Raw genomic sequence first — 25,666 nt, 5'->3', positions numbered from 1 at the left:
GCTTAAAAAACATGCGTCAACGGGAGAAAACATCCGGAGGACATTCCGTCCCCGCTCCCGGAATCATTACTATTTACTACCAAGATGATCAAAGTAGCCATTGTAGGATACGGCAACATCGGGAAATACGCCGTGGACGCCTTGCGCGCCGCGCCCGATATGGAACTGGCGGGCATCGTCCGCCGCCCCGGCAGCGAACCCGTGCACGGCATCAAGACCGCAAGCAGCATGGAGGACCTGGGCCATGTGGACGCGGCCCTGCTCTGCACCCCCACCCGCAGCGTGGAAGAAACGGCTCTGCCCCTGCTCGCCCGCGGCATCAACACGGTGGACAGCTTTGACATCCACGGGGACATCGTGAACCTGCGGCGCTCCCTGGGAGCACAGGCGATCAAGCATGACGCCGTCTCCATCATCTCCGCCGGCTGGGACCCGGGCACGGACTCCGTCATCCGCACCCTGATGCTGGCGATGGCTCCCAAAGGCATTACGTACACCAACTTCGGTCCCGGCATGAGCATGGGCCACAGCGTAGTCGCCCGCTCCAAGGAAGGAGTGGCGGACGCCCTTTCCCTCACCATTCCCACCGGTTCCGGCGTGCACCGCCGCATGGTTTACGTGGTGCTGAAGGAAGGAGCCAAGTTCTCCGACGTGGAGTTCGCCATCAAGTCCGATTCCTATTTCAGCCATGACGACACCCGCGTGCAGCAGGTGCCCGACATCGACGCGCTGAAGGACATGGGCCACGGCGTGCTGATGGAACGCAAGGGCGTTTCCGGCTCCACGCAGAACCAGATGTTCACGTTTGAAATGCGCATCAATAATCCGGCCCTGACCGCCCAGGTCATGGTGGCTTGCGCCCGAGCCAGCATGAAACTGGCCTCCGGCTGCTACACGCTGCCGGAAATCGCCCCGATGGACTTCCTGCCGGGCGACCGCGAAGAGTTGATTGCCCAGCTCGTCTAGAGCGTTCCGGCACGTCTTTCCCGGACGCGCGGCAACAGGGGCAACCGTTCCCCTTTCCTTCCGCACCTTTCCCATCCTCCGGCCCCCGGCCGGAGGATTTTTATTGTTCCACAACCACCAGCCTGCCATCCACGGCATTCACCCGGGCCGGGGTGTGGGTCCGTTCCGTCCAGTCCCACGCGCGTGCCATGTCCGCCCAAAAAGCGGCGTGGGGGGAATTCTTTTCCTTCAATAAACGCGCCGGAGTGGGCACGAAGGGATAAATCTGCACGGGAACGCGCTGCTGCCCATGAATCAGGGCCTGTTCCACCATGGTGTAAATTTCCTCAATCCCCGGATCGGTCATCGCCAGGCAGCCAATGGAAACGTCCCGGCCATGCACCATGATGAAGCTTCCCGTCCGGTTCAGGGAGCGGTCATAGGCATTCGGATAGCCGATGTTGAAAGCCAGATGGTAGTTGCTGCGGGGATTCAGGCCGGACGGCTCCACTTCGTAAAAACCCTCCGGGGTCTGCTTGTCCCCCTCCTTTTCCTTGGGCCCCAGCTTTCCGGACCACGCGGCAATGGGGTAACGCTTGGCAAGCACGTAGCGTTCCGCCTTATCCGGCTTCACCCACAGTTCCAGCACGGAGTCTTCCTTCACGGCACGCAGGAATACAGGATCCCCCACTTTGGCCCCGCAGAGGCCCAGGAAGGAATTCAGCACGGGCGTTACCCGTTCCCGCGCGGCATCGGCACGGTTGACGGAATCCTCGGCACACGCCATTTTAAGAGTCACCACCACGGAGGCCAGCAGAACCAATCCCAGCCCGGCCAGCAACACGCTTTTCTTCATAAATCATGTATAATGGCGGCATTCGTTTTGACAAGGACAAAACCCGCCGCCCTTTGCCGGAAGTGAAAAGAACGTCGGGAACGGCCTGCCCCTCCACTCCGGGAACAATAACCTTTCCGGTGAAAAGCCGCCGGCATGGAAGGCCAGTTCCCCGTTCTTCCGGGGAAAGGATGGGCAGGTGCCGTACTCCATCATGCGCGGGACCGTCTCCGGCCCTTCCTTACGCAAAAGAGGGGAAAGGATGTCCGCAGAAAGAAAAAAAGACGCCGTGAAGGGATTCCCGGACTTGGAGGAAGGGCAGGCCCCCTGCCGGGAAATATGCCATGGAATAGAAAAACATGCCTGTACTGGAAATGCAGCCTCCGGGAAGGTATCCTCACCCCGTTAGCCGCTCCATCCCGGCACGCGGCGCATCAACGGAAGGCCCTTTCGTAAAAACGGCCTGCGCACCTTCTCTTTTTGCGCGCTGCCGCAGAAAGAAGCGGCATCCACCGAACCGCCATGGAAATAGACCACCTTCTCCCCATCACCACACGGCAGGAATTAAGAACGTGGCTGGAACAGAACCACCGTTCCTCCTCCTGCTGCTGGGTTCTCACGACGAGAAAGCCTTCCCCCATGCCATTCCTTACCTGGACGCCGTGGAAGAAGCCCTGTGCTTCGGCTGGATTGACAGCACCCGCAAGAAGACAGCCTCCGGCTTTCTGGCCCAGCGCCTCACCCCACGTTCCAGGAAAAGCAAATGGTCCGAGCTGAACAAGGAACGCGTACGCCGCCTGACCAGGCTGGGGCTGATGACCCCCTATGGAGAAAAATGCCTGCCGGAAATGGACCCGGAGGCGTTCCGGATTGATCCGGATATTTTAGAAGCCCTTCAGAAGGACCCGCGCGTTTATTCCAACTTCCTGGCCTTTCCCCGCCTGTACCGCCACGTGCGCCTGGATACCATCCAGATTAAGAAAAACCAGCCGGAGCTGTTCCATAGCCGCCTGGAAAAGTTCCTGAAGAATACCCGGGAAAACAGGATGTTTGGAGAATGGCATGACGGAGGCCGGCTACTGGAAGAGTGAAAACGGAGCTTCCCGTATTTTCCCAACAGACGCCGGAACGCCGCATGCCGATGCGGCAACTAAACGAAAACGCGGCTGTAAGCCGCGCTCCTTACGCAACAGGGCCGTTCCGGACAATGCCGGAACGGCCCTGCGGGTCCGGGAGAGCAGAGCGTCTCCGCTCCACTCTCCACTCTCAAACTTCAACTCTCCTTAGAAGTCATACCGGTAGCCGATACTTCCGTTCACCGAGTTCGCTCCGTCCCGGAAGTCGGCATTGCCGTCCACGAAGATCGTTCCCTGCGTTCCTACCGGCACGCTCAGCCCTGCTCCGATTTGCAGAGCCGTCATTCCCACCTTCGCTCCTCTGACTCTCTGCGTGAAGCCGGGGTTGCCCAGCAGCGCCACATTGGCTTCTCCGCGGCGGTCTCCCATGTCCTGGGCCGCGTTGACACGGAACTCAGCCAGCGCTTCTCGACCGAAGATGTTGCTGCCTACAAGGCCCATCCAGCGGCCGCCCAGCGCAACCGTTCCCGTCGTCAACTCCTGTTTGGCGACGTTCAGGCCCATGTTGCCGGCTCCCGTTTCCGTGTAGCCGTCCATTCTCGTGGTTACTACCGAGGCGTTGACCAGGGGCTGCAGGATGCTGCTCCTGTCTTCATTGAGGTACACGTCGTAGGTCAGTTCATACATCGCTCCAAAGCCCCACCCGTTGGTGTTGCCCTGCGTGCCGTAGCTGCCCGCTCCGTAGTTGACCGTGCGGTTGAGCTTCGCGTCGTTCCACCCCCCCGTCAGGATGAGCGTGTGCGCCCAGCGCTTGCTCTGGTAGCGGCCGAAGAGGTTGGCGTAGTAGCTGTCCAGGTGACCGTCCGCAGAGTCCGCCGCGCTGGCCGTCAGGTCGCCGTAGTTGGCCGTGAAGGCCGCTCCCATGGTGAAGTGGTCGCTGAGGTCCACGTCCATGCCCACGGTGCCGCCCCAGGTGGTGAGCTGGTAGCCGCTTTCATCCCCCCTGGTGTCCAGCTTGGCATAGGAGCCCGTGCCCTGCATCCACATGTGGAAGTAGGGGAGGTCCGCATTGACGTAGGCGGGGTTCACGCCCATCTGGTTGGTGCGGTTGCGTATCCAGTTCATCTGGTCGCGCAGGGCGTCCCGCTGGGCGATGCCCAGGCTGGTGACCGTGCTGCCCGCGGCGGCGGCCAGGGAACGCCTGGCGGCGGAGGGATTGTTAACCATGTCGTCATTGAGGGCGGCCAGGAAGTCCGTAACGGCCTGGTCCACGGAACCGTGCCTGGCGGCTTCCCAAATCAGATTGGCGCCCGCCATGGAGTTGGCCGTATCAGCGACGCCGGCATAAATATTGTCCGTTTGTTCCTCCGCTTTCAGAACGACCTTGTCCCCTTCCTGCACCAGATGGGCATTCTTGTAATAGGTGAGGAAAAGACCGCCTACCGTCAGCGTATTTTCTCCCAGGTCAATCGTTCCGGCTCCGGTGAGCTCCATCAGCGTGAGTTCCATCGGATTGCCCGATTTCCAGGTGATGTTGACGCCCGGAATTGACGTGACGTGGAAGGCGGCTCCGTTTTCAATGACAATGTCTCCGGAAGCCTTGATGAAGCTGGCGGTCATGTCGGCATCGGTATTCAGGGTGAAGGTGGTGGTGGAACCGCTGCCGAAGGTGGCGTTTTCCACGCTCAGGGTGGTGTTGACCGCCGTCAGGGCGTTGTCGCTGGCCTGGATGGCCAGCTTGCCGTTGTTCACCAGATTACCGTAGCTGAGATGGGCGCCGTCTACATCCGCCTTGCCCTGGAGAACCAGGTTTCCTCCGCTGACCGTCAGATCGGTATCCGCGCCGGAGCTGCGCAGGACTTGGGTGCCTGCGCCGGAAACATCCAGTGTTCCGGCCCCCAGCGTTCCATCATACGTATGCGTTTGGCCGGAAGCCGCCTGAATATGCAGGGTCTGCCCGTTCAGCTCCAGGTCTCCGGCGCCGTTCAGGCCACCGGCAGAGCCGTCCGCCGCCAGGCTCAGGGAGCCGTCCAGGTCCAGCACCACGCCGGAAAGCGCGCTGTCCGCCGCCAGTCCCAGGGAAGCGCCTTCCGCAATGTTCAGCGTACCTGTTCCGCCGATTTCCGTGCGGGAAAGGCCATCGGTAGCTCCCGTCAGCGTCAATGTTCCGGAAGAACCGATATCCAGCTTTCCGCCGTTGGCGCCGGACGCCAGCGTCTGGGCCGTCGTGTGGCCTCCCATGCCGATTACCGCAAGGGAGCCCGCGTCCGTGGAATCAAGGCGCAGGGCTTCCACATTGGCCGTGCCGTTAAGCTGAAGCGTTCCCTGTTCCGCAATGATGTCTCCGGCCAGCGTCACATTCCCGGACAGGGTGAGCTTGTTGGCTCCCGTCTTGACCAGGTCCGTATTGGCCGCGGCACCGTCCAGGCCGCTGATGTTCCCGGCAAAAACGGTGTCCACTCCCGTTCCTTCATGGAAAAGGTTGTTCTGCAATTCGATGCTGCCCTTGTTGTCCGCCGTGTTGGTGACAATGAGGTTGCCCGTTCCCGTCTGGCCCGGATTGGTTCCCGGCGCGGTCAGGTTCTTGATCACCATGGAGCCGTCCGACTGGACGTAAAGGTCCTGGTCCACGATCACGGCCTGGTAGAAGTTGAGGGACTGGTTCGTAACCGGATTGTCCGCACTGCCCGTGCCGTCCACGGAGGAGACGTAAACCAGGTCCGTATCACCGGAGAGGACGATGCTGCCCCCGTTGACGTCTACAATGCCGAAGCCCAGCGCGGCAAAAAGCGGATTGGCCGCAATGTGGCCCTTGAGCGTTTCAAGGTCCTGCGCAAAGCCGCCGTTCGTCAGCAGGATTTCCAGATTGCCGCCCGCCGTTTTCATGGCATCCATGACGCTGGTGAGGTCCAGGGTGAGGGTGGAGCCGTCTCCAAAGGAGATGCTGCCCAGGTTGTCCCCCGCGCCTTCAAACTGAATCAGGGAATCCGTCCCCGTGAAGGGGTCTCCGGAAATGTTCCCCGCACCTACCGCAAGGCTGCTGCCCGTGCCGGTCACGGTCCAGGTGGAACCCTGCTTGAGCCCGGTGAGCTGCGTCCCGGCAGTGGCGGTGACGACCGTTCCCAGCCCGGCGGCATCCAGGCCGCCCAGGGCGATATTGCCGGAACCGGCAACCGCATTGACATGGACCTTGTTCGCAGCCGTTCCCGCATAGTTCCCGGCGTTCGCCAGCGAACCGGATTGAATGAGGATGTTGGTAGTGGCCGCCGCGTCGGAAAGGTCCAGCGTACCCTTGGCCAGCGTGAGCGTTCCCGTCAGGCCGTTGGCGCGGTCTCCCACCGCAAAGGTGCCCGTGGTGTTGACGGTGAGGCTCCCCGCTCCGGTGACAGTTCCGGCCCAGGCGGCGTTATCCCCGGTCCCGTCGCCCAGCTGGACGGAGGAGTTCCGGGCAATCTTCAATTCCCCTGTGGACGTGTTCGCCCCGGTAAGAACCAGTTTGTCGCCGCCCTGGACGTCCAGAGCCGCCGTATCAATCACATTGCCGGTATAAAGCAGGTCACTGCCCGTGCCTGTGTAGTTGACGCGGTAGGTTCCGGCCCCTCCCATAGAAACGGCCTTGATGAATTCGCCCGTTCCCAGCGTGGCGGCCGCACCGCCGTTGCCAAAGGCAAGAACCACATTCCCCTGCCCGGAGTGCATGGTTCCCACAAAACCGGTGAGGTTTCCGGTGAAGATGGTGGTCAGCGTCGGGTTGCCTGCAGCCGTCGTTCCCAGGTTGGCCCCGGCGTCACTCGTCAAGTCGCCCCCGAACGTCACGGTCTGGTTGGAATTGCCGTTCAGCCAGCTTCCCGCCGCCCTCACATGAATGTCGGCATTGACGGAATTGGTGGAATCACTGACAAAAAAGCCGCGTCCGTCCAGCTCCAGGCTGGCGCTGCCAAAGGCGGCCGCATTCGCAAAGGCCACTTCATTCCACGCGGCGTTGGTGCCGTTGCCCACCAACTTGAACGTGCCCGTAAAACCGCTGTTGTCTCCGCTGATGGAATAACGGCCTCCTCCGGGGAATCCTCCTCCCTCCTTGTGCCCCAGCACCAGGGAACCGGCCCCGGAAATGCGGCCGGACAGCGTATCCGTCATGGTGCTGGCATGGGCGCGGTTGTCCCTGATTTGAAGAGTGGCATCCTGCGCGATGGAGATGTTTCCGCTCCAGGTCCGGGTGGCGCTGTTGGCCCCGATATCATAGAAAAGCGTGCCGCCGCTGACGGTGATGGCGCCGGTGAAGGCGCCTCCCAGGGTCGTGTTAACGGTCAGCAGGCCGTCCCCGAGCTTGACGATGTCCTTGTTCCCCAGTTCCTGGGTATAGGTGGCCCACGCAATATTATTGCCGTTCGTATTCACCTGGATGGCCCTGGTACTGGCGGCGGCGTCAATGAGGCCGGAAATATCCTGCGTGGCCCCCGTGCCGTACGTGAAAATGCCACCTGCAAAAATGAGCTTGTTGGTCGCTACCAGCCCCAGCGTTCCTTCCGTCGTTCCCGCCGTGTTCAGCACCAGTTCCCCTCCGTTCAGCGTCACCGTGCCGGTGCCCAGGCCCTGGACGGCATTCAGGTTGAGGGTGCCGGCCATGATGGTCGTGCCGCCGGAGAACGTATTGGTCCCGGTATTTTCAATGGTCATCTCCCCTTCCCCCGTTTAACGAGGGACATCGGATTCGCGCCGTCTACAAGGGCTCCCGTGCCCGTGAACGTATAGGCCGTTTCCCCATTGTTGACCGTAAGGCGGGCGGAGGAAACATCCCCGTCAATAGTGACGGCGGAGAGGGCCACGCCTGCCAGGTCTTCAAAGTTGGCGGATTTGGCGGCATCATAAACGACCGCCGTCCCATCCTTGTCCAGCCAGATGGCTGCGCCTCCCGCTGCCGTCCACGTACCCGCGGCTCCTCCGTTCCAGTTGAGGGCTTCACCCAGCGCCTTGACGCGCAGGTAAAGGGTGTTTCCGGACAGTTCCAGGGCATAAGTGTAATCGCCGGAAAGACCGCTGGGATCAAAGGAAAAGTTGCTGGCCGTCAGCGTGCCGAAGCTGTCTGCCGTAATCAGCTTGTAGTCGTTTTCCATCGTCTGGTCCACCCCGCTGATCGTCAGGGTCAGCGTACCTTCCGAATTGAAGGAAAGCGTGCCGCCGGACTGGATGATGGAAGCGCTGGAGGAATTCAGCCCCGTCAGGTCCAGCGTCAGGCCGGAAGCCGGGGAAAGAGCCATATCACCCGCAGAGGTAAGACGGGCCCCGGCTCCCATCGTGATGGAATTGCCGAAGGCCACTCCGCCGGCGAGCCCGAAGCTGAGTTCTCCCCCGGAAACCGTCAGGGCGTTCGCAAACCCGGCGGAGGAACTGAGCGTAAGCTTGCCCGTGCCGCTCTTGGTGAAGGCGCTCCGCCCATCCAGAACCGTGGCATTGGCAATGATTGCATCCGTGCCCGCTCCGGCGGATATCTCGTCAAACCCGGTAACGGTCGCGTTGGCGAACATGTCCGCTTTCGTCACGCCGTTCAGGTTCAGCACGCTTTTGGTGACCACATCCCCGCGCCCCTGGCCGGAAAGAGTTGTCGTCCCGGTGAAGACGGCGTCATTACCCGTAATGGTCACGTTGGCCAGCGCCGTGGTCAGGGAAGTGCCGTTGACCTTCTGGCCGCCCGCATAAATGGCGGCATTGTTGAACGTGCCTCCGCTGATGGAAAGGTTGGCTTCCCCGATCGTCAATGCGGAACTGGTGTTGTTGCGTTCCACATACGTGCCCAGGGATATTTGCGCTCCGTCAAATGTACCCCCTGTAATCGTGATATTGGTGGAACCAATATTTCCGGTAAGGGCAGCCGTAGCGGTTCCATTAATGTAGGAACCGCCCCAGATCTGGCCTGTATACGTCCCGGACTTGAAGGTCAGGTTGGTGGAACCTGTGATATTGAACGTGCTTTCCCCGGTTTCCACCCAGCTTCCCCCGCAATCATGGCCGCTACCGTGCCACTGCCCAGGTCCAGCGTCATATTGGTATCAGTAAGGCTCCAGGCTGACGTGCTTAAACGGGCGCCCGCAAAATTTTCTTGGTTCCGTCTCCGGAAAAAGTAGCTCCCGTGATAGTCGTCGTCACTCCCTGCGCAAACAAACTTTGCGCAAAGGATCCTCCCGTGATTTCCATGGAAGCGGACGAATTGGCTGCAATATTTGCTGCGGAACCTGCTGCGGTCGCATCGGACAAGCCATACACATTCGCATTATACTGGCCTCCCGCAATTCTCAATTTGGCCGTATACGCATTCGTTCCGTCTCCCAACTGGACGAGGCCTCTTCCCAGAAGGGCCACGGAGCCGTTAAAAGTCCCTCCGTCCAGATTCAGGGCAACGTTCCCGAGAATGGTTGATTTTTGACCCGCACCACGTGTCGTTCCGGCCGTTACCAGTTGCGCGAAGGTTCCGCCGTCAATGGTGAATGTGACGTCTCCCGTATGGCGGAAGGATTCCTGCCCCAGCCCTATGCACCACCTGGCGTCAGGCGAGCTAACCGAAGTTCCGGCCCATTCCCCCCATGGATATTGACAATGTATGTCCCTGTCGTCTGGAACGCATCCGTCTTGTTGCCATCCCCCACCAGGCAGAATCCATTGATCGTCCCTGCATTCTGGTCCACATTGAGCGTGATGTCGGCAGCCACGATCCGGTTCTGATTGCTCCACCCCATCAATTGAGGATTTGTATTCAGCAGGGACGTTCCCGCCCCGATATTGATTACAAAGGAATTGGTCCCTCCCAAGGTGACGCCTCCGGCGGTACCCGCAACATTCCATAACTGCAGCTTCGTATAAATTCCTCCTTCCAGATTGAGAACCCGGTTATAGCCGTCTTCATAGGTCCCGCTTTCCGTAATATCCGTCAAATAGATGTCACCGGGGGAATCCGCCTGAGTCACTGGATCCCCCGCCGGCGGCGTAATCGTATACTGGTCGTCGGCAAAGGATATCGTCGTTTCTCCGTTGCCCGTCAACGTATAGGCAGCCCATGACGGAGAAATGAAACAGGCCAGAAGAGCGGACAGGAGAGGGAGGGGCAAATGCGGACGCATAATTTTGTAACGTGTTGATAATTAATAATAAATTATATACCAGACTATATCGTTAGTAATAATTAACGGATTTAAAATCCGGAGTCAATGACAATTTTTAATGCCAAGCGCTTTAGGACAATTGAACGGCTTGATGCGTAGGAAGGGAAGAAGAGTGGGAATACCGGCGCCAAGTACGGGCATTATCAATATTTTATTATATATCTGGTCTCATTAAGGAACATTTCCGGATTTTAAATCCGCACGGGTATTTCTCCCGCTTCTTCCAGCAAGCGCGGCCTGCATGCAGGAAAAAGTGATTTCTTGTCTTGCATTCCCATGGGAGTGCCTGTATAAGCCTCCACGTCCCCGCCGCAAGGCAGGAACACAGCATCCAAGGTCACGGAGCGGTAGCTCAGTTCGGTTAGAGCGCCAGCCTGTCACGCTGGAGGTCGCGGGTTCGAGCCCCGTCCGCTTCGCCACCTTGCTTCAAAGAAACAACCGCCTCCGGGCGGTTTTTTTGTGCCCGGAAAGTCCAGGACCTGGGAAACAGGCAGTCCGGTGGCAATGTTTTACTGGAAAAGAGGGCCGGAACCCGGTAGAATGGGAGCCAGCATTACAATCATGAGCATACTTTCGGACCGTCTTTCCGAGGAAATACTGCAAGCCCGCCAGCGCGTTTACACGGTTGGCGAACCGACTCCTCTTCAACGATTGAATCTGCCGGGCATCAAGGCCCCGGTATACGCCAAAAGGGAGGACCTGGGCCCCATCCGGGCCTATAAATGGCGCGGAGCGTTCAATTGCATGGCCGCACTGAGCCAGGAGGCGCGGGACAAGGGCATTGTGGCCGCCTCCGCCGGCAACCATGCCCAGGGCGTGGCCCTGGCGGCCAGCGTCCTGAACTGCCACGCCACCATTTTCATGCCCCGCTCCACGCCGGAAGTGAAGCAGACGGAAGTACGCCGCCACGGCGGCAGGCACGTGAAGATCATGCTTCATGGAGACTGCTATGACGAGACGGCCGCAGCCGCCCACGAGTACGCGGAAACCCACGGAAGCACTTTTGTCCATCCCTATGACGATCTGGTGACCATGGCCGGACAGGGAACGCTGGCGGATGAAGTGGTGATGAGCGGGGAAGGCCCTTTTGACCGCGCGTACGTCGCCATCGGCGGCGGCGGACTGGCCGCCTCCGTAGCCTGCTGGCTGAAAAAGTTCTGGCCCCACATCAAGGTCATCGGCGTGGAAGGCGTGGACCAGGCCTCCATGAAAACCTCCATTGAGCAGGGACACCGGGTGAACCTGGATTACGTGGACGTTTTTTGCGACGGAACCGCCGTCCATATCCCCGGAGAATTGACCTATCCCCTTTGCCGGGAACTGATCGACGAGTTCGTGACCGTCACCAATAACGAAGTCTGCCAGGCCATCCGCGCCATGTGGGAATCTTCCCGCGTAGTGCCGGAGCCCTCCGGGGCCATGAGCCTGGCCGGATTCCTGAAACAATGGAACGAAGGTGAAGTGAAGCCGGAGGAAAAGAGCTTCGTGGTCATTTCCGGAGCCAACATGGATTTCACCCACCTCACCCAGATTGCCCGCCAGGCGGGCATCGGCAACCATGAAACGCGCTACCTGCGCATCTCCATGGATTCCAAGCGCGGCCAGGTGCTCAAGTATCTGCGCCATATCCCGCAGGATACCACGCTGGTGGACGTGCAGTACGGCAAGACGGAGGGCAACACCCAGTACCCCGTGTTCGGCATCGCCGCCTCTGACGAAGACCTGGACACCATCCGCACGACGCTGAAGAAGAAGGGCATTGAGTTTGAAGACATCAGCGAGGACGACGACGTGCGCTTCCGCATGATTCACTACCAGGCGGAGCTGTGCCAGCATCCCCTGTTCGTCCACATCGAATTTCCGGAACGCGCCGGAGCCTTTCTTGACTTCATGGAACGCATCGCGGACCTGGCATCCCTCTGCTACTTCAATTACACCTATACCGGGGAACGCGTGGGCCGCGCCCTGGTGGGCATGGAGTTTGAATCCGCGGAAGACCGGGAAACGGTACGGAAGCGCATGGCCGGATTCTCCAGGAACATCATCCGGGCCATCCGGGAAATTTCTCCGGAGGCCTTCCACCGGATTATGGGAAGCAGATAGTTAACAATTAACAGGTAATAGTTAATAGATATTAACTATTGGCTCTCCTTCCATGCTTCCCCCATCATCCTGGCCTCCCAGTCCCCCGGCGGCGCGAGCTTCTGGCGAAGGCCGGCGTGCCTTTCTCCCTCGTCGTACGGGATACGGAGGAGCTGAAGGACGCCGCCATGCCTCCGCAGGAACTCTGCCTGCACAATGCGCGGGCAAAGGCGCAAGCCGTATTCCGGGAACATCCGGATTCCACCGTCATCGGCGCGGATACGCTCGTTTTTCTGGACGGCCTTCCTCTTGGCAAACCGGAAGACGGGGAAGAGGCCCGTTCCATGCTCCGGATGCTCTCTGCACGGACGCACCACGTGTGCACGGCGGTTTCCATCCGGTCCCCCCTGGGAGTGAAAGACTTGGCCGTGCTGACGGAAGTGACGTTCCGGGAGCTGAAGGAAGAGGACATCCGCCGCTACATGGAGCTGGTGAATGTGATGGACAAGGCCGGCTCCTACGCGTTCCAGGAACACGGGGAGATGATCATTTCCTCCGTGCGCGGAGATACGGACAACGTAATCGGGCTGCCCGTCAGGGAGGTGGTGGAATGCCTGCGGAGCTTGGGTTACTGAGCATTAAATGTACGTTTAACGTTCCTGCCTTCTTCATCAGGGATTCATTTTGCGCAGTTTCCAGCCAGACGGCGACTGGATTTCAAAATTGGAAAGCATCTTGAGGGATCCGCTGTGGTTCCCTTTGTCGTTCAACAGCTCAATGGTTTTCTCTGCCTGGGGAGATACCCTGAATGATTTGTGGCCCAACCAAGTAACCTCTTTTCCGTCCTTGCCCAAAAAGACGGAGCAATCATCATTCAAATAAAGAATTTCATTCGCGGCGGTATCCCCTTTAACCGTTTTCCACCGCCCAATAAAAGAGGCAATAACACGAACTGCAGAGAGTTCCTTTTGAATGGCCAGCGCTTCATTTATTTTACCGAGATTGGCGTACTTTTTCTGAATTTTAAGAAGGGCATCCAAGTAGGCCTTGTCCGTCTTTTTCCTTTCCTTCATTCTTTTAGACGCCACATCTTCTTGAATTTCCTTCATCTGTACGCCTACTTTAGGAGAAACTTTTTCCATCCGGGACAGTTCATCCCTCCCAACAAGTTCTTTGGCGGACAAGCGGTTCTCCAAATATTCCACGACTTTCTGCAGTTCCGCCGCAGAAGCGAAGTCATTCTTCGCGGCATATTTGTTCATGGAATCCCGATAGGCTTTCAATTTGGACGCCTCATATTTCTGATTAATGGAAGAAAGGATGTTCTCATATTGTTCCTTCAATTTCCGGGCATCCGGAGGCAGGGATTGGGCGCTTACAGTGGCCCAGGAAATTATTCCGCACAAAATAATACAGCACAACTTATTCATTATAGATGCTGGATATAATATATCCAACATACAAAAATTCAAGAAAAAGAATGATTTCCCTGCCGAGGATGCGGTTTCTCCGCAATCAAGAGGAAATCATTTTTCCGCCAGAAAACGGCTGAATTTGTTATAAAACGCCACAGGGAGCACGGCTTCTATCAGGGTGCCTTCCTCCACGTATTCCGTGGAGAGAACCTTCCCTTCACTATGCATGGCGGCCGCCAGGTCGCTCCGGGTATAGGGAATCAGGAACCGCGCGCGCCGGACGCGGCTTTCCAGCATCTCCACGCAGGCGTTCAGCAGGTCTTCCGCGCCATGCCCCTCCTGCACGGACATGGGCACCACCCTGCCGTTGAAGTGGGGCTTCAACAGGGTTTCCAGCGTGTGGCGCTCTTCTTCCGGCACAAGGTCCACCTTGTTCAGGACCACGATCATGGGCTTGTCGCCCGCGCCCAGCTCGCCGAGCACTTCCAGCGTGGTTTCATAATGGCGCACGGCTTCCGGATCGGAGGCGTCCACCACCTGCACCAGGAAATCCGCCAGCACGGCTTCCTCCAGCGTGGATTTGAAAGCCTCCACCAGGCGGTGGGGAAGGTTGCGGATGAAGCCCACGGTATCCGTCAGCAGCAGGGGCTGCCCGTGGGGAAGTTCTATTTTCCGCGTCGTGGTGTCCAGCGTGGCAAAAAGCATGTCCTTCGCCATGACTTCGGAACCGGATACCAGGGAAAGCAGGGAGGATTTCCCGGCATTGGTATAGCCCACGATGGCGGCCGTGGCTACGGCCTGGCGCTCCCGTTCCTTGCGCTGCGTGGCGCGCTGCCGGGTCACCAGGGCCAGTTCCTTCTGAATGGCTTCAATCCTGGCGCGCGCCAGGCGGCGGTCCACTTCAATCTGTTTTTCGCCCTCGCCCCTGGCGGCTCCGCCGCCGCCCTTGCCTCCTCCGGAACCGCCGCCCTGGCGGTCCAGGTGGTTCCACATGCGGGCCATGCGCGGCAGGGAATACTGCATGCGGGCCAGCTCCACCTGGAGGGTGGCCTCCCGCGTGCGTGCGCGCCGGGCAAAGATATCCAGAATGACCTCTTCACGGTCAATCACGCATTCGTCAATCAGCCGTTCCCATTCGCGCTGCTGGGAGGGGGAAAGCATGTTGTCAAACACCACGCAGTCCGCCCGGCAGTCCAGCGCCAATTGCTTTACTTCCTGGGCTTTTCCGGTGCCGCACAGGAATTTGGCGTGCATGTCCCGGGACTTGATGAGGTGCTTGCCTGCAATGCTGATGCCGAGGTTGGTGACAAGGTCTTCCAGCTCGTCCAGCATGGCCTGTTTTTCCCTGGCCTCGGAAGGGTCGAAGTAGATGGAAACGAGCATGGCTCGCTCCACCATTTCCGGCTTTTCACGAATTTCAAACATATTCAAGCAGTTAACGGAATTGCTTGCTGGAGGTGGGCTGGTAGTCCTTCAGCGCGAAGTCCGCGTGTTTGTGACAGTCACAACCGCATGAAGAGAGGATGCCGGCCACGCATGCCAGCGTCAAAAAGCTGATCAGTCTCATGCGGCTATGAGACCTGTACGGAGTATCCTAGGCAAGCAAATTTTACTTCATCACGCCTACTTTTCCGCAAAACCGGCGCAGGGTTCCTTTTCCAGACGGGACTTTTCCACCGTCGGCACGGCCTTCCCGCCCTCCTCCGGCCAAGAGCCTGCCGGAATTAATCCGATTCTTCACCGTCTTCCGGGGGCGTCTCCTCCGCGTCCAAACCGCTCATCCACAGGTTCCATTTTTCAATGAAGGCGCGGTCCATCTGGAGCAGCGCATTTTCCTGCTGGGCGGGGGAAATGGTCTCCGTCAGACTGCCGAAAATAAGCAGCGGCTTGGAATACGCATCCGCCAGGGGGGAGAATTCCGCAGGCTGCTTCTGGCGGCATTCCCGCGCCAGGGCATACAGGGAGTTGAACGGTAGCTCGTTCCAGCTGACCTGGTACGCATCACTGCCTTCCCGGCTGTCCTGCGGTTCCACAGTCAGCAGATGCCCCTTCATCCCTGTCAGGCGCACCTTGGAGCCGTCTTTCAGCACCAGGGGTTTTCCAGGTTTCTTTTCCAGGAGAGCGGCAGAATTTTCTCCATGCGGGTGAACAGGGGCAGCATTTGATCCGTCATTTCCCGGCGCACGGACAGTCTGGCCTTGACGGCGGGGGAGGAAATAACCTTTTCCGCCCCGCCGTAAACGGCGGAGGCCTTTTCAAAGTCCCCGGTTTTTTTCATGACGTCCGCAGCTTCCCGGCAAACGTCTTCATAGCTTCTGGACTGAGCGGCCAGCAGGGTTTCCTTTTTCTTTTCCTCCTCCAGCGCTTTTTGTCTTTCCTCCTCCTTTTTCCTCTCAGCCATCTTCACGGCTTCCGCCGCCTCCCAGTCACGGGCTGTCTGGTACTGCATTCTCAAATGGTCCAGCATTCCTTCCAGCGCAGCATAGGCTGGAGGCATCGCGGACACTTCCCCGATCATCATCTGTTCCCGCAGGAAGTCTGCGGCGGACCGTTTGGCCTCCACTTCCGCCACCGTCTTTTCCGGCATGTCCTGAAGGCGTTTCAGGCGTTCGTACTGGTCCGTATATCTCTTGAGGTTGTTGAGCCAGGCGGAAGCCAGCTCACGGACGTTCCTGTCCCGGTCGTCCGCCGCATCGGCCGCCACCTTGTCCAGAAAAACGCCGTATTCCGGCCATTTACCGGCAAAGTACCAGGATTTCAGCGCCATGCCCACATAGTAATGCACGGCCAGATTGGAGTTGGAACGCAAACCCGGCATTCGGGAAGACCAGTCCCCGGAACTCAAGTACATGACCAGGTTGCCGACGTCCCTGGAGCGTTCCAGTTCCGCAGGGTCCTTGCAGGCCTCCACCTTCCTGCTCAGCTCTTCCAGGCGCTCCACCCCTTCCGGGAACTGGCCGCGCGTCCACATGCACAGAACCTGGTTCAGACCGGCCCAGAGTGAGGTGGAAAGGGGGCAGTCCGGCTGGTCCGCCAGATCCCCGAACATGGCGGCGGCTTTCACCAGGTCTCCCCGGTTCAGGGATTCCTGGGCTTCATTGAACAGCTTGCCGAAGCGGATGCTGCGCTCCAGCCGCGATTCCGCCGCAGCCGTGTCCTCCGGGGTAGTGCCCGTTCCCGCCGTAGGAGTGAGCGCCGGAGGGGGTGTTCCCGGGGAAGCGCCCCTCCCCTTCTGCCATGCCGCCCAGCCCCAGATGCCCAACCCCAGCGCCACTACGGAGGCAACGGAGGAAATGACGATAATGCGGCATTTCCTGCGGCGGACGCGCCGCGCCTCCGCCGCGCGCCGTTCCGACCAGGTGAGGCCGGATTCCTGCATGGCCAGGGTGTATTCCTCCAGGGCCTGTTCCACGGCATCCATCAATTCCGGATAGGAGGAGAACCTGTCTTCCCTGTCAAAAGCCATCAGCCTGTCCACGATGAAGCAGGTCATGGGGGAGACGTCATTGACCACCTGTTCCAGGCGGGGAAGGTTTTTCTTGGTCTCCAGAAGGACATCGGAAGACTGGGAAGCGTCCACGCGGGGGGAGCGCCCACCAGCAAATGGTACATGGTGGCTCCCAGCGCGTACATGTCCGTCCGGAAGTCTTCTTCTCCCCTCAGCAGCGTTTCCGGAGCTGCGTAATAGGGAGTGACCCATATTTCCCGCTCCACGTCGGATTCACTGTGCAGCAGGGAGAGGCCGAAGTCCACGATCTTGGCGACTCCGTCAGGAGACTGGAGAACGTTGGCGGGCTTGATGTCCCTGTGCATGAGGCCCGCGTTCCAGGCGGCGTCCAGGCCGCGCACGATATCCAGCGTCAGGCGTAGCACCTTGTCCTCCGGCACGCGTTCTTCCGCGGTAATCAGGGCATCCAGGCCGCTGCCCTCCACCAGTTCCATGGCAATGTAAAAAAGGCCCTGGTCGCGCCCCACGGCATAAATCTGCACTAGGTTTTCATGGGAAACCCGCGCCATGATCTGGGCCTCCCGTTCAAAGCGTTCACTGCGCAGGGCATCCCCGGCATAGGTGTCATTCAGCACCTTCAGGGCCACCTCCCGCCCCAGCACGGAATCTTCCGCCCGGTATACCACGCTCATGCCGCCTTTTCCCAGTTTTCCGGTAATCCGGTAGGGGCCCATGCGCGTTTTCACGCGCGTCAGCGCCTGGCAGCCCGGACAGATGGCGTTGGCATACGGAGGCAGTTGGGAAACGTCCATGGCCTGCCCGCATTCCGGGCAATGAACAATGTTGTCTTGCTGGGGATTCATGAACGCAGGGCGTCGGGGCGGGAATCGGAAAAAGGAGGGGCGGGAATCCGGCGCGGCAGAGGCTGTTCAGCGCATCCGGCAAAAGTCCCCCTCCGGATATGAGCAGGGAGGGACCCCATACAGGGTCCCTCCCGCAAATTTCATTCCTCCTGTCAGGAGAGGGCCGGCAGGGAAGCGGCGGCTACGGCCTGGCCGTGGCGCTTGGTCTTTTCATCCGGCACGCGGAGCTGGATCTTCAGCTCGGGGAATTCGGTGCGCAGCACTTCCTCCGCCTTGTCAATGATGATCTGGCCGCCGTCTCCGGAAGCCACACGGCCCAGGAAGAGCAGGTTGCGGATATCATAGAACCTGGCGTAGTGGGCAATGGCATAGCCGAAGTGCACGCCGATGGTTTCATAAATCTTGCGGGCGCGTTCGTCGCCTTCCGCCATGGCGGCCTGAACCTTTTTGAGCTGTTCCGGGAAGGGCATGCCTTCAAACTGGAAGCCGGCGCGGGGAGCCAGACGGGCTACGGCCTGCTGGGAGAAGTAGAGGGCGCCTACGCCCATGTCCTTGGACCATTCGTCCACGCCGCCTTCTTCCGAGTAATCCACGGGAGCGAAGGCCAGTTCATTCAGCCAGGGCTTGATGTGGCCTTCCGGGTCCACGTAGCCGGCGGCTTCGGATGTGCCCATGGCTACGCCGAGCACGGCGTTGTCGTTCATGCCCATGGCTCCGGCGAGGGCGGTGACTTCACCGTCGTTCACCACTTCAAAGGGGATGTTGTTCCACTTTTCCTTCTGGAGGGTGCGGAACACCTTGCCGAGGGTCTTTTCAATGTCTTCCTGGCTGACGCCGCGGAACAGGGAGGAGGTGCGCACCTCGCTGTTGATGATGACGCCGGCGGAGGAACCGCCGATGGCGTCCACCCGCGGAAGGTGGGCTGCGGCGCGTTCCAGGGAGTCCTGGATGCCTTCAATGTGGTACTGGGGATCCTTCTGGAAATAGGGGTCCCAGACCACTTCTTCGGAATACACCACTTCTCCGTTCACCACGGCGGCGCATTTGCGGTCGGAACCGCCCAGGTCGAAGCCGATGCGGTAGCCGTCCAGGTTGCGGCCCAGGGTCATGGAGCCGGAATATTCCTCAGGCAGTTCTTCCACGGACACCTTCTTCACTTCAATGGGGGAGCCGTAAATCTTCTTGCCGATGAAATCCCAGTCGAATTCGCGGGCGCCGCCCTTGCAGTAGCGGGAGGCCAGCATGTCCGCAATAGCGTCATCCCCGGCGACGAGGATGATATTGCCGCCCTTCTGCCACAGCAGGAATTTCACGATGCGTTCCACATAGGTCTCATTCAGGGCAACGTTTTCTCCGGTGTGGGGAAGGAGCTTGCCGGACCAGCGGAAGCAGGTCCCGTCATTGCGGGTCAGAGCGATGTCCACTTGATGAGAAGCGGGATCGGCGGCGGCTTTGGCCTCAAAGGCTTGATTCCAAAGAACGGCCGGCACGAAGCCGGGGTCCAGCACAGGCGTGATTTTGGGTTGAATATTCATGGCAATAATCCGTTGGAAATGTAGCATACCCGCTTTTCTTTGAAAAGTATTCATTCCCTTCCTTCATGATTTTTTTTGCGGAGTACGGGGCGATAGCTCACTTTCTGCTGGAAAATCACCGTGTTTTCACTAAAGAAGCAGGTGTCCTTATTCCGGCGTGGCGCTCCGGAAGGGCGGCCTATTCCACGCATACCTGTTTCATGAATGAATTAACGGACCAGCTTATTACCCTGTTCTCCTCCGCCCTGATTGCCGTCATGTTCATCGCCGTGGCGGTGGGCATCTTCCGCCAGGCCCATGCGCCGAACATCCAGCGCCCCCTGAAATGGCACATCCCCGTGGACCATCTGGACATGCTGGACATCGCCATGTGCGGCATCATCGTCCTGTACTTCAGCCTGGGCGCCCTGATGGCTGCGGCCACGCCTCCGGGAGCCTCCGCTCCGCCCACCACTACAAACATGGAGCTGGACGGCTACAAGATTTTCAACGGCACCTGCCTGAACCTCATCCTGGCCTTCGTCCTGCTGGTGCGCATGTTCCACACAGGCAGAATGGAGGCGCTAGGGCTGAAAAAACATTCCCTGAAAGCCCTTCTTTATGCCCCCGTGGCGGGCTATCTGCTGGTGCTGGTCATCCACTTCCTGCTGGACAGGGCGGGCCTGTTCCAGTGGATTGAACAGGTCACGCACGCTCCGGCGGAGCAGTCCATCGTCTCCGTGCTGCGGCATTCCAGCGATATTCCCCTGGTTGTGGTCATCTGCTTCAGCGCCGCCATCGCGGCCCCGCTGGTGGAGGAACTCATCTTCCGCGGCTACCTGTACCCAATCATGAAAAAGTACACGGGCGCCTGGTTTGCGCTGGTCACCACGTCCCTGCTCTTCGGCATCATCCACGTCAGCCTGGTGCCCTTCATTCCGCTGGCAATCTTCGGGGCCATGCTGGTGCTGCTGTACGAATACACGGGCTCCATCTGGACGCCCATCATCGCCCACTGCATTTTTAACACCGCCACTCTCATCAACATCCTGTATCCCGGCGTTCTCCTTCCCTATGGAACCTGATCCCACCATCCGGCAGACGGGGGAGGACGCGCTGGTGGCCCGGCTCCTGCCCCTGATGCCCTCCAACGCCTTCCTGGTCACGGGACCGGGGGACGATTGCGCCGTGACCCGGAGCTCCGGAAACCGTCAATTGCTCCTGAAAACGGACTGCGTGGTGGAAGGCATGCACTTCCTGCCTGGAACGGATCCCGAACTGATTGGCAGGAAGGCGCTGGCTAGGGCCGTCTCAGACATAGCGGCCATGGGCGGCACACCGCTTCACGCGCTGGTGACCCTGTTCGTGCATGCGGACCGCCCCGTCTCCCAGGTGGAAGGAATTTACCGGGGAATGGGACGGCTGGCACGGCAATTCGGCATCAGCATTGCCGGAGGGGAAAGCTTCCGGACTGCCGGAAGACGGCCTCATCATCAGCGTGGCCCTCACCGGAGAGGTTGCGGAAGGGAAAGCCGTCCTGCGCAGCACGGCGCGCGCGGGAGACCTGCTCGCCGTCACGGGCGTGCTCGGCGGCAGCTTTCCCACGGGGCACCATCTTTCCTTCATTCCACGGGTCAGGGAGGGCGGCGTACTGGCCGCCTCCGGCTTGGCCACCGCCATGATGGACCTTTCCGACGGTCTGGGAACCGACCTTCCACGGCTGGCCGCGGCCTCCGGACTGGGATTCCGCATTCATGCAGAACTCCTTCCCGTGCGCCCGGGCTTCACCGCGGCGCAGGCCGCAGGAGACGGGGAGGATTACGAGCTGCTGGTCACGTTCCGTCCCGGCGACCGGGAGCGGGTTGCCCGGCTGGCCGCGGAGCATTTCCCGGAAACGCCCTTCACCGTTATCGGGGAAATGACGACGGAACCCTCCTCCGCCCTTCCGTCAGGCTACAGGCATTTCAACTAGCCGGATAAGGGAAAAACCGGACCGGAAACCGGCAAAAAACGCCTGCGGAACTATTCCGCCGCCTTCTCCTCTTCCCTCTCCCGCTGCATATAGGGCAGCAGCTGTTCGTACGTGTCCTTCCCCATGTAGCGCTTGATGGAACGCTCCGGAGACTTGAAAATGTCCACCAGGATCAGGCAGTCCAGCACATCGCCGAAATGCTTGTCCACGCTGAAGGACAGGATTTTTCCGTTCAGCTTCAGGTACTGGCGCAGCAGCACGGGAATTCCCTTGCCGTCCTCCTCAATGTCCGCCACGAGCTGGGAGAGCCCCTGGGCGTCCGTCAGGCCAATGGGCAGGATACAGGATTCCGACCTTTTCAGGTCCGCCTTGCGGGGCGGATTGTAGGCTTTCACCTCATGCACCAGCACGGAGTCCATTTCATGCGCCTTCAGGTAGGAGACGATGAGGGCACGGGAAAGGTTGGTGTAATCACGGGAGATGCTTACCGTGCCGAACAGGTAGCGGTAATGGTGGTTGCGGGCCATGAACTGGCCGATGCCCTCCCAGATGAAGCCGAGGGCCAGCGGCCTTTTCTGGTATTCCGGCACGATGAAGGCGCGTCCCATTTCCAGGGAGCGGTCCAGCACCTTCAGGGCGGCGGGGGTAAAGGAGAAATATTCCCCGTTATACAGCCCTTTCACGCCGTAGCGGGCGATGATCTTGTCCGTCTCCCCCATGCGGTAGGCCCCTGCAATCTTCCGGTGGGTCCTGTCCCACAGGAACAGGTGCTTGTAATGGTTGTCGTACGTGTCCAGGTCGCACGCCTTGCCGGAGCCCTCCCCCACCTGGCGGAAGGTGTATTCCCTCAAGCGCCCTATTTCAATCAGGATATTGGGGATTTGCAGGGCGTCCGCCACGTACACGTCCCAGTCTCCGTTCTCCTGGCGGGCATGCAGGCATTCCGCGGGCAGTGCGTCAATCTCCGCCTGCATGTCCTGCACGGAAACGGGCGGAATCAGTGCGGCCATCTTCGCCTTCCGGTCCTTCCTGTGCACATGGGGACGGCGGCTCTTTTCATAACTCTTGCCCAGCAGGTAGGTGCGCAGGCGCAGATGGGAAACCATGGCTTCATCGGAATCATACTGCCCAAGCTGGCTGAACGGAATGGGCTTGCCCACCACGATGCGGTGCGTACGGCGCCCGTCACGCCCCACTTCACGGGGAAGGAAAGCCACGCGCGCCTTGCGGTTGATGAGGGAAACGCCCTGGAACAGCAGACTGTTGCGCCCCGGAAAATGCACGGGAACCACCGTCGCCTTCGTCATGCGGATGATGGCGGCGATGTTCGCGTTCCAGGGATTGTCCGTCACCCTCTTGTGGGCCAGGGAAAAGCTGGAGGCCGTGCCGGCGGGGAAAATGCCCAGCACGCCGCCCTTCCGCAGCCAGGAGATCATCTTGCGCATGCCGGAGAGATTCTTGCGCTTGGCGTTCTCATCCTCGTACACGTCCACCTTGATCAGCCAGGGTTCCAACTCCTGGCACAGGGAAAGCTGTTCGTTCGCCAGAATGCGGACGTCCTCCCTCACGCGGGTGAGCAGCTCTCCGAACATGATGCCGTCCGACAGGCCGTGCGGATGGTTGGCGACCACGACCACCGGCCCTTTCTTGGGGATATTTTCCAGATCCCCCGGGCGCAGTTGCAGCTTCAGGTTCAAATGTCTGGAAGCAAGCTGGAAGAAATTCTCCGGAGAACCGGATTCCTTGTCGCGCACGATCTTGTCGTACGCCTTGTTCAAGCGTTCCAGGCCCAGCAACTTTTCGGCGGACGCGGCCACCAGGGCGGGAAGGCGCGTATTCTCATCCAAAATGTCTCTGATGTCCACCATCTTCGGGTGTTTGAGTTGGGCCATGCCCCGCTGTATAACGGATTTACAGGAAAAAGTGAAACTCTTTTTGCACGGGCCGCCGGAACGCAGTCTTGATTTCCACGGGGCGCAAAGCTACAATCCAAGCGGCTTTAGCCCCCATTTCCAACATAGAAGACACTCATGCATCCAGCCATCGCCATTGACGGTCCCGCCGCATCCGGAAAATCCACCGTCGCCAAGCTCATCGCGGACCGCCTCGGCTACACGTTCATCAACACCGGGGCCATGTACCGGGCCGTCACCTGGTATATGCTGGAACAGGGCATCGACCCTGCGGACACGGCCGCCGTGCTGGAAGCGCTGTCCTCCGTTCCCCTCTCCTTCGGAAAGGACGGCAGCCGCTCCGTGGTCCTGTGCGGGGAACGCGTGCTGGGTGAAGAACTCACGCGCCCGCAGGTTAACGACCACGTCTCCACCATCGCGGCCATTCCGGAAGTGCGCTCCCTGCTGGTGGAACGGCAGCGGGAATACAACCGCCGGGAACCCGTGGTGATGGAAGGCAGGGACATAGGCACCGTGGTATTTCCGGACACGCCGTTCAAGTACTTCGTCACCGCCTCCGAGGAAGTGAGGGCCTCCCGCCGCGCCGCGGAAGGCCTGACGGACTCCATTGCGGAACGGGACCGCAAGGACTCCTCCCGCGCCACCGCCCCGCTGGCCCAGGCTCCGGACGCCCTGCTGGTGGATACGTCAGACATGACGATCGACCAGGTCGTCCGTTTCATTACCGACAACATTCAACAAAAACTCTCCGCCAGATGAACTCCTTCTACTGGGTTTTCTACACGCTCTTTAAAAGCATTTCCAAAGCCTTCTTTTCCTGGAAAGTCGTCAACCGGGAAAAGCTCATTGAAGACGGCCCCGTGCTCATCGTCAGCAACCACCAGAGCTTTCTGGACCCGCCCATGCTGGGCATCTCCTATGAGGACGGCATCTATTTCTTTGCCCGCAAGACCCTGTTCCGGGGCATTTTCAAATGGGCGCTTCCGCTTTGCCTGGCCATCCCGATCGACCAGGAAAACCCGGACGCCGCCAGCCTCAAGCACGTCATCCGCCTGCTGAAATCCGGCAAGCGCGTGCTCGTCTTCCCGGAAGGTTCCCGCACTCCGGACGGTGAAATCCACGACGGCATGGGGGGCATCGGCCTCATTCTGAGCAAGACGAAGGTTCCCGTGCAGCCCCTGCGCATCAGCGGAGCGTATGAAGCCTTCCCCATCGGCGCCCGCTTCCCCAAACTCCACCCCGTCACGGTCACGGTGGGAGATCCCATCCCCTTTACTCCGGCGGAACTTAACGCCAAGGGAAAAGAGGCGTACCAGCATTTGACGGACAGGATCATGGACGCCATCCGCGCCCTCCCTGCGGAATAATCCCTCCTTCCCCTGCCCCATGATCTCCAGGCTGAAATTAATGGACTTCCGCTGCTACGGAAGCTTCTCCTGGCAGATTCCGCAGCAGGGGGCCATCATCCTGGGAAACAACGCGCAGGGAAAAACCAGCCTGCTGGAAGCCGTCTGCTTCCTGCTGCGCCTGCAATCCCCGCGCACCGCCCGGCCCGGCCCGCTGGCCGCCCACGGAAAGCAGGCCTTCGGCATCCGCGGAGAGCTGCCGGGGCAGGCCCGGCGCATCCTGTGGACCCCGGACGCTCCGGACCTCCGCGTCAACGGAGAGCCGCGCAAGGACCAGCGCAGCTATCTGGCTGACAGCTACCCCGTGGTATGGATGGGGAATGACGATCTTTCCCTGGTGCAGGCCGGAGCGGACGCCCGCAGAAAATACATGGACTTTCTGGGCAGCCAGTGGCACCCCGGCTACAGGCTGGCCCTGTTCAGCTACCGGAGGGCGCTGAAAACGCGCAACTACCTGCTCAAGCACAGGCACAGGGACAAGCTGCAGCTGGACGCCTACACGCGCCAGCTGGCCCTGCACGGCACGGAACTGAAAAGCCTGCGCGCCAGCCTGCTGACGCTGCTGGCCCCCCACATCACCCTCGCCTACCGCAGCATCGGCGAACGGGAGGAACAGGTGGCCGTGGCCTACCGCGCCTCGGAGGAAGGGGACCTGTATGAACGGCTGTGCGCCGCCGTGGACCGGGACATCCGGTACGGGCAAACCCAGAACGGCCCCCACCGGGACGACCTGGACATCACGCTGAACGGCAGGAGCGCCGCACAGTTCGCCTCTGAAGGGCAGCAGCGCACCATCGCCATCTCCATGAAGCTGGCCCAATCCTCCCTGCTCACGGAAGAAACGGGGCATACGCCCATCCACCTGATTGACGACGTCTTCGGGGAGCTGGACCCCACGCGCCGGGTGGCCTTTCTGCAATCGCTCCCGGCGGACGCGCAAAGCCTCATCACCACCACCCATCTGGACTGGCTGCACGATACCCCGTGCCCCCTGCCGTCCTTCCGGCTGGAGGATTCCACGCTCAAACCGCTCTAAACAAACT

At 60.0% G+C, this 25,666-nt stretch carries 20 protein-coding genes, 1 tRNA gene and 2 pseudogenes; 11 read left to right on the top strand and 12 right to left on the bottom strand.

All coding sequences use genetic code 11. The features are described 5' to 3' along the window. Positions 1-84: 84 nt before the first annotated feature. Positions 85-966, top strand: a complete 882-nt coding sequence (locus tag PVA48_RS07515) for a diaminopimelate dehydrogenase (protein WP_022397636.1) — start codon at positions 85-87, stop codon at positions 964-966. 100 nt (positions 967-1,066) lie between these two features. On the opposite strand, the gene PVA48_RS07510 is transcribed toward PVA48_RS07515, so the two are convergent. After that, positions 1,067-1,801: a L,D-transpeptidase family protein gene (locus tag PVA48_RS07510; protein WP_240454356.1), complete on the bottom strand. Its 735-nt coding sequence runs from the start codon at positions 1,799-1,801 to the stop codon at positions 1,067-1,069. Positions 1,802-2,302: 501 nt separating this feature from the next. Between PVA48_RS07510 and PVA48_RS07505 the strand changes: the two are divergent. After that, positions 2,303-2,871 (top strand): annotated as a pseudogene (locus PVA48_RS07505) (YdeI/OmpD-associated family protein). Positions 2,872-3,063: 192 nt separating this feature from the next. Here PVA48_RS07505 and PVA48_RS07500 read toward each other — a convergent pair. The 3 genes from PVA48_RS07500 to PVA48_RS07490 form a co-directional block, all read right to left on the bottom strand. Continuing rightward, entirely contained in the window at positions 3,064-7,533 is a 4,470-nt protein-coding gene (locus PVA48_RS07500) for an autotransporter domain-containing protein (RefSeq protein ID WP_423232468.1), read from the bottom strand. Beyond that, the gene (locus tag PVA48_RS07495) at positions 7,530-8,840 is read right to left on the bottom strand and encodes a hypothetical protein (protein ID WP_423232467.1); all 1,311 of its coding nucleotides are present in this window, start codon (positions 8,838-8,840) and stop codon (positions 7,530-7,532) included. Before PVA48_RS07495 ends, PVA48_RS07500 begins: the two co-directional genes overlap by 4 nt. 540 nt (positions 8,841-9,380) lie before the next feature. Next, positions 9,381-9,968, bottom strand: coding sequence for a hypothetical protein (locus tag PVA48_RS07490; RefSeq protein ID WP_423232466.1), 588 nt, complete (start codon positions 9,966-9,968; stop codon positions 9,381-9,383). Positions 9,969-10,351: 383 nt separating this feature from the next. On the opposite strand from PVA48_RS07490, the gene PVA48_RS07485 reads away from it, so the two are divergent. The 3 genes from PVA48_RS07485 to PVA48_RS07475 all read left to right on the top strand — a co-directional run bounded on the left by PVA48_RS07485 (position 10,352) and on the right by PVA48_RS07475 (position 12,727). Beyond that, positions 10,352-10,429, top strand: a tRNA-Asp gene (locus PVA48_RS07485). 142 nt (positions 10,430-10,571) lie between these two features. Beyond that, positions 10,572-12,113 carry a pyridoxal-phosphate dependent enzyme gene (locus PVA48_RS07480; protein ID WP_180970910.1) on the top strand — a complete coding sequence of 514 codons (1,542 nt, stop codon included), beginning with the start codon at positions 10,572-10,574 and terminating at the stop codon, positions 12,111-12,113. A 38-nt stretch (positions 12,114-12,151) separates the two neighbouring features. Next, positions 12,152-12,727 carry a Maf family protein gene (locus PVA48_RS07475; RefSeq protein WP_423232465.1) on the top strand — a complete coding sequence of 192 codons (576 nt, stop codon included), beginning with the start codon at positions 12,152-12,154 and terminating at the stop codon, positions 12,725-12,727. A gap of 36 nt (positions 12,728-12,763) precedes the next feature. On the opposite strand, the gene PVA48_RS07470 is transcribed toward PVA48_RS07475, so the two are convergent. The 7 genes from PVA48_RS07470 to PVA48_RS07440 all read right to left on the bottom strand — a co-directional run bounded on the left by PVA48_RS07470 (position 12,764) and on the right by PVA48_RS07440 (position 19,353). Then, complete coding sequence (locus PVA48_RS07470; protein ID WP_146018111.1) at positions 12,764-13,354, bottom strand: hypothetical protein; 591 nt, start codon at positions 13,352-13,354, stop codon at positions 12,764-12,766. Between the two features lie 264 nt (positions 13,355-13,618). Then, the gene (gene hflX, locus PVA48_RS07465; RefSeq protein WP_022397643.1) at positions 13,619-14,932 is read right to left on the bottom strand and encodes a GTPase HflX; all 1,314 of its coding nucleotides are present in this window, start codon (positions 14,930-14,932) and stop codon (positions 13,619-13,621) included. 10 nt (positions 14,933-14,942) lie between these two features. Beyond that, on the bottom strand, positions 14,943-15,074 hold the full coding sequence (locus tag PVA48_RS07460) for a hypothetical protein (RefSeq protein WP_022397644.1): 132 nt from the start codon (positions 15,072-15,074) through the stop codon (positions 14,943-14,945). 157 nt (positions 15,075-15,231) lie between these two features. Continuing rightward, positions 15,232-15,597 carry a hypothetical protein gene (locus tag PVA48_RS07455; protein WP_423232464.1) on the bottom strand — a complete coding sequence of 122 codons (366 nt, stop codon included), beginning with the start codon at positions 15,595-15,597 and terminating at the stop codon, positions 15,232-15,234. Beyond that, the gene (locus PVA48_RS07450; protein ID WP_423232463.1) at positions 15,591-17,087 is read right to left on the bottom strand and encodes a hypothetical protein; all 1,497 of its coding nucleotides are present in this window, start codon (positions 17,085-17,087) and stop codon (positions 15,591-15,593) included. Before PVA48_RS07450 ends, PVA48_RS07455 begins: the two co-directional genes overlap by 7 nt. Next, the gene (locus PVA48_RS07445) at positions 16,997-17,818 is read right to left on the bottom strand and encodes a serine/threonine-protein kinase (protein WP_423232462.1); all 822 of its coding nucleotides are present in this window, start codon (positions 17,816-17,818) and stop codon (positions 16,997-16,999) included. Before PVA48_RS07445 ends, PVA48_RS07450 begins: the two co-directional genes overlap by 91 nt. Positions 17,819-17,970: 152 nt before the next feature. Then, complete coding sequence (locus PVA48_RS07440; RefSeq protein WP_022397646.1) at positions 17,971-19,353, bottom strand: ROK family protein; 1,383 nt, start codon at positions 19,351-19,353, stop codon at positions 17,971-17,973. A gap of 200 nt (positions 19,354-19,553) precedes the next feature. On the opposite strand from PVA48_RS07440, the gene PVA48_RS07435 reads away from it, so the two are divergent. The 3 genes and pseudogenes from PVA48_RS07435 to PVA48_RS07425 all read left to right on the top strand — a co-directional run bounded on the left by PVA48_RS07435 (position 19,554) and on the right by PVA48_RS07425 (position 21,304). Then, on the top strand, positions 19,554-20,417 hold the full coding sequence (locus PVA48_RS07435) for a CPBP family intramembrane glutamic endopeptidase (protein WP_102736976.1): 864 nt from the start codon (positions 19,554-19,556) through the stop codon (positions 20,415-20,417). Further along, positions 20,407-20,742, top strand: a pseudogene (locus tag PVA48_RS07430) (AIR synthase related protein); the annotation flags it as partial. The gene PVA48_RS07435 and the pseudogene PVA48_RS07430, both read left to right, overlap by 11 nt. After that, positions 20,702-21,304: a thiamine-phosphate kinase gene (locus PVA48_RS07425; RefSeq protein WP_423232461.1), complete on the top strand. Its 603-nt coding sequence runs from the start codon at positions 20,702-20,704 to the stop codon at positions 21,302-21,304. The pseudogene PVA48_RS07430 and the gene PVA48_RS07425, both read left to right, overlap by 41 nt. Positions 21,305-21,354: 50 nt before the next feature. On the opposite strand, the gene PVA48_RS07420 is transcribed toward PVA48_RS07425, so the two are convergent. Then, positions 21,355-23,196 (bottom strand): lysophospholipid acyltransferase family protein, encoded by a 1,842-nt coding sequence (locus PVA48_RS07420; RefSeq protein ID WP_423232460.1) that lies wholly within the window; start codon positions 23,194-23,196, stop codon positions 21,355-21,357. Positions 23,197-23,334: 138 nt separating this feature from the next. On the opposite strand from PVA48_RS07420, the gene cmk reads away from it, so the two are divergent. The 3 genes from cmk to recF are packed head-to-tail and all read left to right on the top strand — an operon-like array spanning position 23,335 to position 25,659. Further along, positions 23,335-23,976, top strand: a complete 642-nt coding sequence (gene cmk / locus PVA48_RS07415; protein WP_022397650.1) for a (d)CMP kinase — start codon at positions 23,335-23,337, stop codon at positions 23,974-23,976. Beyond that, entirely contained in the window at positions 23,973-24,584 is a 612-nt protein-coding gene (locus PVA48_RS07410; RefSeq protein ID WP_102729013.1) for a lysophospholipid acyltransferase family protein, read from the top strand. The genes cmk and PVA48_RS07410 overlap by 4 nt, the downstream gene beginning before the upstream one ends. 19 nt (positions 24,585-24,603) lie before the next feature. Continuing rightward, the gene (recF, locus tag PVA48_RS07405; RefSeq protein ID WP_102729012.1) at positions 24,604-25,659 is read left to right on the top strand and encodes a DNA replication/repair protein RecF; all 1,056 of its coding nucleotides are present in this window, start codon (positions 24,604-24,606) and stop codon (positions 25,657-25,659) included. Positions 25,660-25,666: the final 7 nt, after the last annotated feature.

The organism is Akkermansia sp. JRP_AM1, from assembly GCF_049262625.1.
GTDB lineage: Bacteria > Verrucomicrobiota > Verrucomicrobiia > Verrucomicrobiales > Akkermansiaceae > Akkermansia > Akkermansia massiliensis.
This window is presented reverse-complemented; position numbering and strand designations above follow the sequence as displayed.